The organism is Streptomyces sp. NPDC048514 (assembly GCF_043199955.1).
In the GTDB taxonomy this organism is placed as follows: domain Bacteria; phylum Actinomycetota; class Actinomycetes; order Streptomycetales; family Streptomycetaceae; genus Streptomyces.
Window position 1 is genome coordinate 221,616 of sequence record NZ_JBICWT010000010.1, and the last position, 13,485, is coordinate 235,100.

Annotated in this window: 13 protein-coding genes; 9 read left to right on the plus strand and 4 right to left on the minus strand. The window is 75.1% G+C overall.

From position 1 onward, the window contains the following. Window positions 1-117: 117 nt before the first annotated feature. From ACGFT2_RS23225 to ACGFT2_RS23250, 6 genes are all read left to right on the plus strand, one after another. A complete protein-coding gene (locus ACGFT2_RS23225; protein WP_393281335.1) occupies window positions 118-570 on the plus strand; it encodes a hypothetical protein in 453 nt (150 codons plus the stop codon). A 119-nt stretch (window positions 571-689) separates the two neighbouring features. Further along, entirely contained in the window at window positions 690-1,571 is an 882-nt protein-coding gene (locus ACGFT2_RS23230) for a short-chain dehydrogenase/reductase (RefSeq protein ID WP_393281337.1), read from the plus strand. 52 nt (window positions 1,572-1,623) lie between these two features. Then, window positions 1,624-1,860 (plus strand): DUF2945 domain-containing protein, encoded by a 237-nt coding sequence (locus ACGFT2_RS23235; RefSeq protein ID WP_393281339.1) that lies wholly within the window; start codon window positions 1,624-1,626, stop codon window positions 1,858-1,860. Between the two features lie 73 nt (window positions 1,861-1,933). Continuing rightward, window positions 1,934-2,422: an MSMEG_6728 family protein gene (locus ACGFT2_RS23240; RefSeq protein WP_393281341.1), complete on the plus strand. Its 489-nt coding sequence runs from the start codon at window positions 1,934-1,936 to the stop codon at window positions 2,420-2,422. Between the two features lie 65 nt (window positions 2,423-2,487). Beyond that, window positions 2,488-3,306 carry an oxygenase MpaB family protein gene (locus ACGFT2_RS23245; protein ID WP_393281645.1) on the plus strand — a complete coding sequence of 273 codons (819 nt, stop codon included), beginning with the start codon at window positions 2,488-2,490 and terminating at the stop codon, window positions 3,304-3,306. A 413-nt stretch (window positions 3,307-3,719) separates the two neighbouring features. Continuing rightward, window positions 3,720-4,598: an SGNH/GDSL hydrolase family protein gene (locus tag ACGFT2_RS23250; RefSeq protein WP_393281343.1), complete on the plus strand. Its 879-nt coding sequence runs from the start codon at window positions 3,720-3,722 to the stop codon at window positions 4,596-4,598. A 10-nt stretch (window positions 4,599-4,608) separates the two neighbouring features. On the opposite strand, the gene ACGFT2_RS23255 is transcribed toward ACGFT2_RS23250, so the two are convergent. Genes ACGFT2_RS23255 through ACGFT2_RS23270 form a run of 4 tightly spaced genes read right to left on the minus strand, consistent with a single transcriptional unit; the run spans window position 4,609 to window position 9,675 of the window. Continuing rightward, the gene (locus ACGFT2_RS23255) at window positions 4,609-5,625 is read right to left on the minus strand and encodes a DUF5914 domain-containing protein (RefSeq protein WP_393281345.1); all 1,017 of its coding nucleotides are present in this window, start codon (window positions 5,623-5,625) and stop codon (window positions 4,609-4,611) included. Next, window positions 5,622-6,674 carry a phytoene/squalene synthase family protein gene (locus tag ACGFT2_RS23260; RefSeq protein WP_393281347.1) on the minus strand — a complete coding sequence of 351 codons (1,053 nt, stop codon included), beginning with the start codon at window positions 6,672-6,674 and terminating at the stop codon, window positions 5,622-5,624. The genes ACGFT2_RS23255 and ACGFT2_RS23260 overlap by 4 nt, the downstream gene beginning before the upstream one ends. Next, window positions 6,671-8,215: a phytoene desaturase family protein gene (gene crtI / locus ACGFT2_RS23265; RefSeq protein ID WP_393281349.1), complete on the minus strand. Its 1,545-nt coding sequence runs from the start codon at window positions 8,213-8,215 to the stop codon at window positions 6,671-6,673. The genes ACGFT2_RS23260 and crtI overlap by 4 nt, the downstream gene beginning before the upstream one ends. Next, window positions 8,212-9,675: a polyprenyl synthetase family protein gene (locus ACGFT2_RS23270; protein WP_393281350.1), complete on the minus strand. Its 1,464-nt coding sequence runs from the start codon at window positions 9,673-9,675 to the stop codon at window positions 8,212-8,214. Before ACGFT2_RS23270 ends, crtI begins: the two co-directional genes overlap by 4 nt. 306 nt (window positions 9,676-9,981) lie before the next feature. Between ACGFT2_RS23270 and ACGFT2_RS23275 the strand changes: the two genes are divergently transcribed. The 3 genes from ACGFT2_RS23275 to ACGFT2_RS23285 are packed head-to-tail and all read left to right on the plus strand — an operon-like array spanning window position 9,982 to window position 13,471. Then, complete coding sequence (locus ACGFT2_RS23275) at window positions 9,982-11,205, plus strand: lycopene cyclase family protein (RefSeq protein WP_393281352.1); 1,224 nt, start codon at window positions 9,982-9,984, stop codon at window positions 11,203-11,205. Next, a complete protein-coding gene (locus ACGFT2_RS23280) occupies window positions 11,202-11,921 on the plus strand; it encodes a class I SAM-dependent methyltransferase (RefSeq protein ID WP_393281354.1) in 720 nt (239 codons plus the stop codon). The genes ACGFT2_RS23275 and ACGFT2_RS23280 overlap by 4 nt, the downstream gene beginning before the upstream one ends. Beyond that, a complete protein-coding gene (locus ACGFT2_RS23285) occupies window positions 11,918-13,471 on the plus strand; it encodes an FAD-dependent oxidoreductase (protein WP_393281355.1) in 1,554 nt (517 codons plus the stop codon). The genes ACGFT2_RS23280 and ACGFT2_RS23285 overlap by 4 nt, the downstream gene beginning before the upstream one ends. Window positions 13,472-13,485 lie beyond the last annotated feature (14 nt).

Genomic DNA, 13,485 nt, shown 5'->3' on the forward strand with positions numbered 1-13,485 from the left:
GGACGGCCCGTCGGCCGGCGCCGCATCCGATCGCCCGGCCCACCGGGAAGGGGTTCACGAAGACCAGCGGCCGCCGGCCCGGCGGGAGCGGCGTCCGGACACAGAGCGGAGAGCGGCATGAGCGAGTACCAGGGCGGTCCCGATCACCGGCACCGGCGTCCCCACGGAGTCGACGACAAGACCGTCGAAGCCCTCGGAGCGCTGTCGAAGGCACTGGAGACCACCGAGCGGGCCCGCGGCCACCTCTACGCCTTCCACCAGCTGACCGGCGGGGCCGACCTCGAGCTGGACCGGGCGGTACGGCTCCTGCGCGAGGCCGGGCACCCGGAGTGGGCCGACAAGGTCGAGACCGAGATCCTGGGCCGCAACGTCATCCCCGGCCATTGGACGTTCCAGGTGCTCGAGGCCTACAACGACACCTACTACCGGCCCTTCCAGGAGCTGGAGCGCAGCGTGGTCGCCGAACTCGCCCAGGGCCGGGACCACCTGTACGAGGCGGAGCTGAAGGAGGCCCGCCGCACCCCCGGGCACCCCGACCATACGCTCCTGCCCCCGGGCGCGGAGAGCTGACCACGCCGGGACGCCGGCCGGAGCGGAGAGCCCCACGCACGACGGCGCACGACGGAGACCGGAGCGGAGAGTCCCCACGCACGACAACGCTCGACGGCGCACGACAGAAAGGCGCACCCGTGTCCAGCAGCCCCCTGAGGAACCGAACCGTCGTGGTGACCGGAGCCGCCCGCGGGCTGGGCGCCGCGCTCGCGTTCGCGGTGGCCCGGCGGGGCGCCCGGCCGGCGCTCCTCGGCCACGAGAAGGATCTGCTGGAGGCGAACGCGGCGAGGATGCCCACGCCCGCCCTGGCGATCGAGGTCGACGTGACCGATCTGGCGGCCCTGCGGGCGGCCGCGGACGAGGTGCGCCACCGGCTGGGGCGGCCCTCCGTGGTGATCGCCAACGCCGGTCTCGCGCTCGGCGGGCCCTTCGACGACACCGCCCCGGCCGACTGGCGCCGCGTGATCGACGTGAACCTCACGGGCAGCGCCCACACCGCGATGGCCTTCCTCCCGGACCTGTACGCGACGGCGGGCTACTACCTGCAGATCGCCTCCCTGGCCTCGCTCGGCGCGGCCCCGCTGATGAGCGCCTACTGCGCCGCCAAGGCCGGCGCGGAGGCCTTCGCGCACTCCCTGCGCGCCGAGGTCGCCCACCGGGGCGTCGCCGTGGGGATCGGCTACATCAACTGGACCGACACCGACATGGTGCACGACGCGGACCGGCACGCCGTGCTGCGCGAACTGCGTGCCGCCATGCCCGCGCCGGCCCGCCGGGTGACCGACGCCGACGTGGTCGCCGACCGGCTCGTACGCGGCCTGGAACGCCGGCGCACCGCCGTGTACGTGCCGTCCTGGCTGCGGCTGGTCCAGCCGGTTCGGGCGGCCCTCCCGCCGGTCGTACTGCGCGTCGCCCGCCGCAGACTGCCCCGGCTGGAGGCCGAGGGACCCTTCGTCACCACCGGACTGCTCGGAGCCGGAGGCGAGGCCGACCGGGCGGCGACGGGGCGCATCCCCTGAGGCCGCCGGTCCGGCGTGAGCCGGGACCGCACTCGCGAAAGGAACGACCGTCATGGCCGACAAGAACCACAAGGGCTCCAACGAACGGCTGAGCAAGGGCGAAGAGGTGGCGTGGCAGAGCCACGGATCCACCGCCGAAGGGAAGGTCGAGCGCCGGATCACCCGGCGCACGAAGGCCGCCGGCCGCACGGTCGACGCATCCCCCGAGGAACCGCAGTACGAGGTCCGCAGCACCAAGTCCGGCAGGTCGGCGGTGCACAAGCCGTCCGCCCTCCGCAAGAAGAAGTGAGCCCCGGCACAGCGCCCGTGACCCGGTCGGACGAGCCGGCCGACCGGGCCCGGCCGACCGAAGGAGGGCGACCGTGCAGACCTTCCTGCCCGATCCCGACTTCCACCGCAGCGCGCTGCTCCTGGACCGCCGGCGCCTGGGCAAACAGCGCGTCGAGGCGCTGCAGGTCCTGCGCGGCCTGACGGTCCCGGGCTACGGCTGGCGCAGGCACCCGGCCGTACGCATGTGGCACGGGTACGAGGAGGCGCTGGTCCGCTACGGCCTCGAGGTCTGCCGGGTGTGGCGGGACCGGGGCCACCAGGACAGCTGCGCCGCCTCCCTGGTGGCCGGATTCGCCGAGTGCCGCCCCGGCGCCCCCGTCCGTGACCAGCGGGCGCTCTCGGCCGCCGGGGAGCTGCCGCCCTGGCTCGGTGACGAGGCCTTCCACCTCAGCCACCGTTCCGCCCTGGTCCGCAAGGATCCGGAGGTGTACGCGTGCGAGTTCCCCGGCGTACCCGACGACCTGCCCTACGTGTGGCCGCGGTCCGACCGGGAACGCGATGAGGTGCCCAGCCGCCCGTGACCGCGCGGGGCGGCGCGAGAGACGGAGGGACCGTGCTTCCGGACGTACGCGCCCGGCTGGGCGCGATGATCTTCCAGCGGGTTGCGGGCCCCGACGGACCGGCCGTCCGGGCACGGATCCACGGCACGCCCGGTCCGCGCTGGTTCGCGCCCGGCCGCCCCATCCGCACCGTGCACGGCGACGCCTCGATGTTCATCGGAGGCATCGGCGCCCTGCTGCTGCAGTCGCTGCACCCCCTCGCCATGGCGGCCGTGGCCGCCCACTCCGGATATCGCGGCGACCCCTGGGGACGCCTGCAGCGCACCAGCGCCTTCCTGGCGGTGACCACGTACGGCACGGCGGCCGACGCCCAGGCGGCCGTCGACCGGGTCCGGGACATCCACCGGCGGGTACGCGGGACGACCTCGCAGGGACAGCCCTATGACGCGGCCGACCCCCATCTGCTCGGATGGGTGCACGCGGCCGAGACGGAGAGCTTCCTGCGCGCGCACGAGCGCTTCGGCCGTCACCCGCTGGACCCGGCTCGCTACGACGCCTACGTCGCCGACACGGCGGTCGTCGCCGAGGCACTCGGCGTGCTCGATCCGCCACGCGACCGCCGGGCCCTGTCGCGGCGGCTGGCCGCCTACCGCCCCGAACTGCGCGCCACCCCGGAGGCCCGGGCCGCGGCCCGCTTCCTGCTGATCGAGCCGCCCCTGCCGCTCGCCCTGCGCCCCGTGTACGGCGTTCTGGCGGCGAACGCCGTGTCGCAACTCCCGTCCTGGGCCCGGCACCTGCTCCGGCTGCCCCGCGTCCCGCTCGTCGAGGACCTGACGGTCGTACCGGCGGGCCGCCTGCTCACACGGACCGTCCGCTGGGCGCTGCCCCCGGCGCCCGGCGGCTGACCATCCGTCAGACGGTTTCCCCGGCGAAGGCCCGCCCGGGAACAGCGGCTCGACGCTCCTGAAATGACGGGGCGTCAGCGCCACGCTTCGCCCGCGTCGCCTCGGTGTGGGAAGTGCAGGAGCCTCAACCGGGCCGTGTGGAGCGGGCGTGTCCCCGCGTGATGCGTGAGCGTTTCAAATATGTTCGGTCCACCATGTTGACTGAGCGATCCGGCGACCGCACATTACCTATCGGTAGTACCCAGCGGTAATCCCGCGACCGGCACGTCAGCCGCCGTCGTGCGCGCCCTCGTTCGGCACGCCCCCGGCCGGCTCCCCCCTGGCTCGAGCCGCCGCATTCTCGCGCACCAGCACGCACGCGGGCACCGCCCTGCCCGCGTGCTCCGTGTCCCCGCCACGAGAAGGAAGAGCACATGCCCATGCCCGTCCTGCGCCGTGCCCTCATCGCCGCCTCGGCAGCCGCCGGCGCGCTGTCCCTCAGCCTCACCGCCGCCCCCGCCCCGGCCCACGCCGCGCAGCCCCTCGAGTACGCCGCGCTCGGCGACAGTTACAGCGCCGCCTCGGGCGTCCTGCCCGTCGACCCGGCCAATCTGATCTGTCTGCGCTCCACCGCCAACTACCCGCACGTCATCGCCGCCCGCACCGGGGCCAGGCTCACCGACGTCACCTGCGGGGCGGCACAGACCAAGGACTTCACCGAGGCCCAGTACCCCGGGGTGGCCCCCCAGGCCGACGCGGTGACCCCCGACACCGGCCTGGTGACGCTCACGATCGGCGGCAACGACAACGGCACCTTCATCAACGCCGTCACCTCCTGCGGCACCGCGGGCGTGCTCAGCGGTGGCCACGGCAGCCCGTGCAAGGACCGGTACGGCTCATCCTTCGAGGACGCGATCGACGCGAACACCTACCCCGCGCTCGAGAACGCGCTGCGCGCCGTCCGGGCCAAGGCCCCCGACGCCCGCGTCGCGGTTCTCGGATACCCGTGGATCACGCCCGCCACGGCCGACCCCTCCTGCTTCGTCAGACTGCCGATCGCCTCCGGAGACGTGCCGTATCTGCGCTCCCTGCAGACACACCTCAACGCCGTCGTCCGGCGCGCCGCCGAGGAGACCGGGGCCACCTTCGTCGACTTCGCCCAGGCGTCCGAGGGACACGACGCGTGCAAGCCCGTCGGGACGCGGTGGATCGAACCCCTGCTCTTCGGGCAGAACATCGTCCCGGTCCACCCCAACGCCCTCGGCGAACAGCGCATGGCCGAGCGCACCATGAGCACGCTCGGCATCGGCTGACAGACCGCCGTCAGCCCGGGAACCGTCCGGTGGAACGCAGCCGCCAGCGCCGTTCGGCATAGGCGAGATCGTCTCGCCACAGCCGTCCGGCGGCCGCGCGCACCAGAGGCCGCAGCAGCGGCGCGCTCCTGCGCGCGACCGCGAAGCCCGGCCGGTCGGAGGCCGCCATCACGGCCTCGATCACCGCGGTCCGCGGCCGGCCCAGCTCGTCGGGTGCGAGGGGGGTGGCGTGGGACTCCACCACGGATCCCGCGCCCTCCCCGCCGGTGATGTGCATGACGACGGTACGTGGCTCCGGTGCCGTGAACTCGGCCCGCACGGGCACGACCAGCCGTCCCGCCACCTTGAAGGACACGTCGACCGTGAAGGCGTCACGGGCGCCGTCCCCGGATCCGTCGGGGGAGCCCACCACCGTCAGATCGACGAACGAATAGGGGTGGAACCAGGCTCCGTGCCACGGATCCAGGCGATTGGCCACGACGTCCTCGGGCTCGCAGGTCCCGGTGCCGACGTAGACGGCCGTCAGCGCGCGCGACGGCTCCGGCCGCCGCGGGACGACCGGAGCGGACAGCGGCTCCTCGCCGCCGGCCGCGTCCAGGCGCACCCAGACGAGCACACCGTCGTCGTGCACGGGCAGCGGCGTCCAGCCCGCGCACGGGCCGCCGTCGAGGGCGAGCCCGTGCCAGTGGCACACCAGGGTGCCGCGGTGCACGGGGCTGTCCCGCAGCGGCGCCCCGAGATGCGGACAGCTCCCCGGGCCCGCCACCGGACGCCCGTCGGCGCCGCGCCAGAGGACCACCTCCTGCCCGGCGACGGTCCGCCCCAGCGGACGGTCGGAGCGCAGGTCGCGCGAGGCGCCGACGACGTACCAGTTGCCGGACGGGCGGGCCTGAGCCCGCTTCAGCGCCTGTGCGATCACCGACGGCCTGGCCTCCCGCCAGGTAGGGCGCTGACGTTCCCAGGGCACGGCCCGTCCGCGCAGCGACAGCGGGAGACGGCCGCGCCGGGCCGGCCGGTCGGCGTTCACGCGACCTCCTGGGAGACGTGGGAGACCACCGGGCGCGGCACTTCGTCCGGCGCTTCGGCCGCGGCGACGGCGGGCGGCGAAGGCACGGCCACGGACGCGTGGCCCCGGCGCCGGCCGCGGGCTCGCAGCCGTGCGGCCAGCACGCGGACGAGCCCGTCGGCGGCGACCGCGGCACGGCGCCGGCGCGGCACCACGGCCCTGCGGTGCAGCACCGGGTATCCGGCCGCGGCGATCGCGTCCAGGATGCCGCCGTAGAGCACGAACGCGGTCCGGATGCAGGGCCGTGACACCGGATCGAGCATCTCGATCCCGGGGGCCGCCTGGCGGTACACCCCGCGGGTGAGCGCCTCGAACTCCCGCAGGGCGGCGGTGATACGGCGGTCGGACCGGCCCGTGTCCCTGCTCCAGCACAGCAGCGGCCGGTCCACGCCGTGTGCCGCGAGCAGATCGGCGGGCAGGTAGACGCGGCCCCGGTCGAGGTCCTCCCCGACGTCCCGCAGGAAGTTGCTGAGCTGGAAGGCCACGCCCAGCGCGGCGGCGTGCGGTGCCGCCTCCTCGCGCGGGACGACCGTGCCGAGGACCGGCAGCATCTGCAACCCGATCACCGCGGCGGAGCCGTGCATGTAGCCGCACAGATCGGCGTAACCCGGATAGTCGGTCACCACCAGGTCGGAGCGCATCGCGGCCATGAAGTCCGCGAAATGCGTGTGCGCGATGGCGTACCGGCGTGCCGTGTCGGCCAGGGCCAGCACCACGGGCTCGTCGCTGTGCCCGCCCCGCAGGCCCCGGTCCAGATTCCGCGCCAGGTCCGCCAGCACCGCGTCGCGCCGCCCGGTGCCGGCGCCGGGGTCGATGGAGTCGACGATGTCGTCCGCCCAGCGCGCGAAACCGTACAGGGCGTGCACGGCGGGCCGGCGCTCGACCGGCAGCAGCCGGGTCGCGAGGAAGTACGTCCTGCCGTGCCGCGCGTTGAGCGCGCGGCAGTGGCGGTATGCCGCGCGCAGGCCCGGATCGGTGATCCCGGCCGCGTCGAGTTCCCGGTCGGTCATACGGCGGTTTCCTTCCGGCGGGCCGCCGAGGCGACGCGCCTGCTGGGGGACGGGTGTCCCGGGAGGCCGGTGACGCGGGCGGCGGCGAGCTTCCCCGACACCAGCACGGTCGGCACGCCGACACCCGGTGTCGTGCCGCACCCGGCGAGGACGGCGTTCTCGGTGCCGCGCACGAGATTGCGGGGCCGGAACGGCCCGGTCTGGGCGAAGGTGTGAGCGGCCGAGAACGGGGTCCCCGCGGCATGGCCCTGGGCCTGCCAGTCGGCCGGGGTGACGAGGCATTCCCGCTCGATGGCGGCCCCGAGGCCGTCGAGACCGCGCCGCTCCAGGTCCCCGAGCAGCGCGTCCCGGTAGCGCGGGGCGAGATCGGTCCAGGCGGCGGCCCCGGGACCGATGTCCGTGTTGGGGCACGGAGCGAGGACGTAGTGCAGGTGGCGGCCCGGGGGAGCGAGCCGCGGATCGCTGGCGGTCGGCCGGGTGATGAGCAGCGAGGGATCGCTCATCAGCCGCCCGGTGCGGGTGAGTTCGTCGAAGGTCGTGCGCCAGGCGGCACCGAAGGAGAGCGTGTGGTGGGCGAGATCCGGCCAGGTGCGGTCGGTGCCCGCGTGCAGGACGACCGCGGACGGGGAGTGCCGCAGCCGCAGCGGCCGCCGGGGCGGGCGGCCCAGCAGCCGGTAGGCGACGGGCAGGTCCGGGGTGAGGACGACCGCGTCGCACGGCAGGCGGCCCTGCTCGGTGAGGACCGCGGTGACCCGGCCGCCCGAGCGTTCCAGGCCGGTCACCCCCTCGCCGTACCGCAGTTCGGCACCCGCGTCGGCGGCGGCGTCCGCCATGGCCCGCGGCAGGGCGTGCATCCCGCCCCGGGGGAAGTACACCCCGGCGACGGTGTCCATGTAGGCGATCACGGCGTACGCCGCCAGGGCCCGGGCCGGCGGCACACCCGCGTACAGGGACTGGAAGGAGAAGATCCGCATCAGCCGTTCGTCCTTCAGGAAGCGGCCGATCCCGGTCTCCAGCCGGCCGAAGCCGCCGAGCGCGGCGAGCCGCACCAGGTCGGCGTTCAGCAGGCCGAGCGGCGAGTCGAAGTTGGCGTCGATGAACCGCCGCATCTGCGCCCGGTGGAGCCGGACCAGCCACTCACGCAGGCGCCGGTAACCGGCCGCCTCACCGGCCCCGGCGAACCGCTCCACCTCCGCGGCCATCGCCTCGGCATCGGTGTGCACGTCCAGCCGGCTGCCGTCCGCGAAGCAGGCCCGGTAGGCCGGGTGCAGGGGGATCAGCTCGACGCGCCGGCGCAGGCTGTCACCCACGGCGGCGAACGCCTCGTCGGCCAGGTCGGGCATGGTCAGCACGGTGGGGCCGGTGTCGATCCGGTAGCCGCCGAGCTCCAGCCGCCCGGCGCGTCCACCCGGCAGCGGGTCGCGCTCCACGACGGTGACCCGGCGTCCGGCGCCCAGCAGATGCAGGGTGGCCGACAGCCCGGCGAGTCCGGCTCCGACGACCACGACGTGGTCGGTGCGTCCGGGCAGGGCGCGCGTCATCGGCGGGCCTCCCGCTCGCCGGAAGCCGAAGCGGAAGCCGAAGCCGGAGCCGAAGCCGAAGCGGAGGTGGAAGTGGAGGCGGAGGTGGAAGGGGAAGCGGAAGCGGGAGGTGACGCGGAACCGGAAGCGGGCTCGGCCGCATGGGGCGTGCCGCGCCCCGGACCACCGTCGAGGGGGGCGGCGTCCGCGACGCCGCCGAGCATCCGGCGCAGCCGGACCTCACCCTCCGGGACGAGCCGTGCGCCGTCGAGGTGACGCAGCCCGCGTTCCACGAGCCGGTTGATCCCCGTCTCCACCGTGGTCCGGGCACCGGTGCGCACCAGCACCTCGCGCACCTCGTCCAGGCCCTCCCCGGTCAGATCGCCGTTCCCGAGGGAGCGCTGCAGCACGGCCAGCGCGTGCCGGTCGCCGGCGGCTTCGGCCCGGGCCCGCGCGAGAGCGGCGAGATACGTGGGCTTGCCCTCGCGGACGTCCGAGCCGCAGGGCCTGCCGGTCCGCCGGGGATCACCGAAGACGTCGTCCAGATCGTCACGCAGCTGGAACGCCATGCCGACACAGCGACCCGCAGAGCACAGCGCCCGCGTCGTGGCCGCGTCGGCGCCCGCGAGGGCGGCACCGAGCGAGAGGGGCCGTTCGACGGAGTACAGAGCGCTCTTCAGGCAGGCCGCGCGCAACGAGCGGGGCAGCGAGTACGCCGGGTCCAGCTGCCCGTGGACGTCCAGGTACTGACCGGCCACCATCTCCGTGCGCATCTCGCTCCACAGCCGGCGCACGGCGCCCGCCGGCACGGGATCGAACGGCGTCTCGGCCACCAGGTCGTCGGCCCACGCGAGCGCGAGGTCCCCGGCCAGGATCCCGGCCGCCTCCGCGAACCGCCCGGCCCGCCGGGAGGACGCCATCCCCGCGTACCGGCCGCGCAGTCCGGCGTGCAGCGCGGGCCGGCCCCGGCGGAGTTGCGCCCCGTCCATCACGTCGTCGTGGACCAGGGCACAGGTCTGCAGCAGTTCGAGCGCCGCGCCGACGCGCAGGGCCGGGCCGAGCGAGGCCGGTCCGCCGCCGCAGGCTCGCAGCGACCACCACAGCAGCTGCGACCGGGTGCGCTTGCCACCCGTCCGGGTGAAGTGCGCGACCCGCTCGGCCAGATCGTCGGCGAACAGCGCGTCCACGGCGCGGGCGCGGGCGAGACGGTCGGCCAGCACGTGGTCGAGCACCCGCCCGACGGCCCCGCGCACGTCCGCGTCGACAGCACGCGCGTCACCGATTCCCGGCGGCAGGAGCGGATCGGCCCCGTCCGTACCGTCGCCACCCGCAGCCACCTCGGCCCCGGCGGTCCACGCGATCCCGTCGGCCCCGGCGTCGCCCGCGGGATGCGTCCGAGCGGGCGATCCCGGCACCGGCACCAGACGGGGGACGGGCGGCGGCGCGGCCGCGTGATGTTCCTTCGCCTGCGTGGGGCGCATGCCGGTTCCTCTCGTCGTCACGGATCACCGTCATCCACGTCTTCGGCTCGGGTGCCGGACACGGATGCAGCGCGTGCCGGACGCCGATGGAGCGCGTGCCCGGCACTGGTGCAGCGCGTGCCGGGCCCGGCGGCACGCCTTCTGATGATGTTTCTTCCACTTTCGCCCGTGTCTCTTCCACGTTCACCCGCCGCGACGACGGACGATCACCGCCTCCGAGTGACCCGCATCCGGACGGGCACACGGGCGGGAATACGCGGAAGGCGCGCGGTGCGCACACGCGGGAGAAGCAGGGAGGGAGCCGTCGTGGTCGACACGGATGTGGCCGTCCTCGGGGCGGGAGCCGCCGGACTGTCCCTCGCCCACCGGCTGGCCGGGGACCTGCCCGGGCGGCGGACGCCGTCCGTGCTGCTCGTGGACGCGCCACCGGGACCGCTGCGCCCACCGAGCCGGACGTGGTGCTTCTGGGAACCGGGCCCGGGCCGCTTCGACGCCGCGGTGACGGCCTGTTGGCCACGGCTGCGGGTGCGCCCGCCGGACGGCGACCCGATCGAGGGAGACCTCGCTCCGCTGCGGTACAAGATGATCCGGTCCGACGACCTCGAGGCCCTGGTCGGACGGACGCTGGCGCACAGCCCGAACGTGCGGCGCCTGGCGGCGACGGTCGAGACGGTGGAGGACGTCCGGGGAGGTGCCCGCGTCCAGGTCACCGACGCGGACGGCCGGTCGCGCGTCCTCACCGCCCGCTGGGTGTTCGACTCCCGCCCCCTGGGCAGCCTGCCGGCCGCCCGCACCACGCTCCTGCAGCACTTCCACGGCTGGTTCGTCCGCACCGCACGGCCGGTCTTCGACGCCGGCACCGCCGACCTCATGGACTTCCGCACCCCGCAGCCCGCCCACGGCCTCTCCTTCGGCTACGTGCTGCCCACGGGACCGCACGAGGCGCTCGTGGAGTACACCGAGTTCTCGTCCGGGCCGCTCACCGCGGACGGCTACGAGGCCGCGCTGCGCCAGTACACCGACGAGGTGCTGCGCCTGGGCGACCTCCGGATTCTCTCCACCGAGACCGGGCTCATCCCGATGACGGACGCCCGCGTGCCACGGCAGGTCGGCGCCTCGGTCTTCCGCATCGGCGCGGCCGGGGGCGCCACCCGCCCGTCGACCGGCTACACCTTCGCCGGTCTGCAACGCCAGACCCGGGCCGTGGCCGCCGCCCTGCGCCAGGGCCGCCGGCCCGTCCCGCCCGACCCCCACTCCGCGCGCTCCCGCGCCATGGACGCCGTACTGCTGCGCGCGCTGGACAGCGGCCGGGCCGACGGCCCCGCGCTGCTGTGCCGGCTGTTCGCCCGGGTCCCCCTGCCGCGGCTCCTGCGCTTCCTCGACGGACGCACCCGACTGCGCGAGGACCTCTCCGTCGGCCTGCGCACGCCCATCGCACCGATGCTCCGCTCGGCACTGGAACTGCCCGGCCTGCCCCGCCGCCCCTTCGACCACCCCAGTCCCGACCAGCCGCCCCTGGAGACCGCATGACCCTGCTGCGCGACGAGGACCTCACCGCCGCCTTCGACCACGCCAGCCGCAGCTACGACACACTGGTGGCCGCCAACCCCGGCTACCACGCGCATCTGCGGCGCTCCGTACGCCGGCTCGGCCTGCCGGGACACGGCGCCGGGTTGCGTTTGCTGGACCTCGGCTGCGGCACCGGCGCCTCGACCGCCGCCCTGCGCTCCGTGCTGCCGGCCGCCCGCATCACGGCCGTGGACGCGTCCGCCGGCATGCTGGCCCGAGCCGCCGACAAGCCGTGGGCGTCCGGTGTGACGTTCGTCCACACTCCGGCGGAGCGCCTGGCGGAGGCAGGGGTGAGCGGCCCCTTCGACGCGGTGTTCGCCGGCTACCTCTTCCGCAACCTCTCCGACCCCGACACCGTGCTCGCCGCCGTCCGCGGCCTGCTGCGGCCCGGCGGACGGCTCGCGGTGCACGAGTACACCCTCAGCGGCCGCCGCGCCGACCGTGCGGTCTGGACGGCGGTGTGCCGGGGCATCGTGCAGCCCACCGCGACCCTCCTCGGCGACGGCGGGCTGTACCGCCATCTGTGGCGCAGCGTCGTGGACTTCGACACCGCAGGCCGCTTCGCCGACCGGCTGCGCGCGGCGGGCTTCGAGCACGTCCGCGCCCTGCCGTTGCCCGGCTGGCAGACGGGCATCACCCACACGTTCGTCGCCCGGCGCGCCGAGGACGCGCGATGACCGTCCGCCCGCGCCGCGACGCCGCCCGCCGGGGCCGGGACCGGCGCGCCCAGGTCCTCCCGGCCCGGCCCGGGGCCCGGCGCGTCACCGGCCGCCGCCCCACGACCGCCGTGGTCGGCGCCGGCATCGCCGGCCTCGCCGCCGCCACCGCGCTGGCCGAGCGCGGGGTCGCCGTCACGCTCTACGAAAGCCGGCCCTACCTCGGCGGGCGCGTCGGCGGGTGGCCGACCGAACTGGCCGACGGCACCACGGTGACGATGAGCCGCGGCTTCCACGCCTTCTTCCGGCAGTACTACAACCTCCGCGGACTGCTCCGTCGTACCGACCCCGGGCTGCGGCGGCTGGCCGGCCTGCCGGACTACCCGCTGCGGCACGGCGGCGGCGCGCACGACGGCTTCCGGCACGTCCCGCGGACCCCGCCGTGGAGCGCGCTCGGGTTCGCCGCGCTCAGCCCGTCCTTCGCCCTGCGCGACCTGCGCGCCCTCGATCCGGTGGCGGCCCTCCCGCTGCTCGACGTGCGCGTCCCGGAGGTGTACGCACGCCTCGACGACATCAGCGCCCACGACTTCCTGGACGCCGTACGCTTCCCCGCGAAGGCCCGCCATCTGGCCTTCGAGGTGTTCTCCCGGAGCTTCTTCGCCGACCCGCGGCACCTGTCGGCGGCCGAGATGGCGCTGATGTTCCACATCTACTTCCTCGGCTCCGCCGAGGGCCTGCTGTTCGACGTGCCCCGCGAACCCTTTCCCGCGCTGTGGGATCCCCTGGGCGACTACCTGCGGCGGCACGGCGCCGAGGTGCTCACCGCGACACCGGCCGAGCAGATCACGCCCGTGGCCGACGGCGGTCACCGGATCGTCACCGGACAGGGCGAACGGTCCTTCGACAGCGTCGTACTCGCCCTGGACACCGCCGGTCTGCGCTCACTCGTCGCCCGTTCCGACCGGCTGGGCGACGCCCCGTGGCGCGAACGGATCGCGCGGCTGCGCAACGCTCCACCCTTCCTGGTCAGCCGTCTGTGGCTGGACCGGCCTGTGGCGGCGGACCGGCCGGGGTTCCTCGGGACCAGCGGCTTCGGCGCCCTCGACAACGTCAGCGTGCTGGAACGCTGGGAGGACGAGGCCGCCCGCTGGGCCCGGCGCACCGGGGGCTCCGTCGTGGAACTGCACGCCTACGCGGTGCCGCCGCAGGCCGCCCGGGACGTCGAGCAGAAGGGGCTCGTCGAGCAACTGCACCGGGTGTACCCGGAGACGAGCACGGCCGCGATCGTCGACGCCCGCCACGAGTGGCACGACGACTGCCCGCTGTTCCCGGTGGGAGGTCACCTCGACCGGCCGACCGTGCGCACACCCGATCCGCGCCTCGTCGTGGCCGGCGATCTGGTCCGCACCGAGTTGCCGGTGGCGCTGATGGAGCGGGCGGCGACGACCGGCTTTCTGGCCGCCGACGCGCTCCTGGAACAGTGGGGCGTACGGGGCCAGACCCTCTGGACGGTGCCGAACCGCGGCCGAACCACCGCCCTGCGGGCCCTGGCCAGGTGGGGGAGCGGATGACCGGCCACACCCGA

Coding starts and splice junctions, on each gene's coding strand:
- ACGFT2_RS23225 (WP_393281335.1), top strand. CDS start 118: ATGAGCGAGTACCAGGGCGGTCCCGATCACCGGCACCGGCGTCCCCAC.
- ACGFT2_RS23235 (WP_393281339.1), top strand. CDS start 1,624: ATGGCCGACAAGAACCACAAGGGCTCCAACGAACGGCTGAGCAAGGGC.
- ACGFT2_RS23245 (WP_393281645.1), top strand. CDS start 2,488: ATGATCTTCCAGCGGGTTGCGGGCCCCGACGGACCGGCCGTCCGGGCA.
- ACGFT2_RS23250 (WP_393281343.1), top strand. CDS start 3,720: ATGCCCATGCCCGTCCTGCGCCGTGCCCTCATCGCCGCCTCGGCAGCC.
- ACGFT2_RS23260 (WP_393281347.1), bottom strand. CDS start 6,674: ATGACCGACCGGGAACTCGACGCGGCCGGGATCACCGATCCGGGCCTG.
- crtI (WP_393281349.1), bottom strand. CDS start 8,215: ATGACGCGCGCCCTGCCCGGACGCACCGACCACGTCGTGGTCGTCGGA.
- ACGFT2_RS23270 (WP_393281350.1), bottom strand. CDS start 9,675: ATGCGCCCCACGCAGGCGAAGGAACATCACGCGGCCGCGCCGCCGCCC.
- ACGFT2_RS23280 (WP_393281354.1), top strand. CDS start 11,202: ATGACCCTGCTGCGCGACGAGGACCTCACCGCCGCCTTCGACCACGCC.
- ACGFT2_RS23285 (WP_393281355.1), top strand. CDS start 11,918: ATGACCGTCCGCCCGCGCCGCGACGCCGCCCGCCGGGGCCGGGACCGG.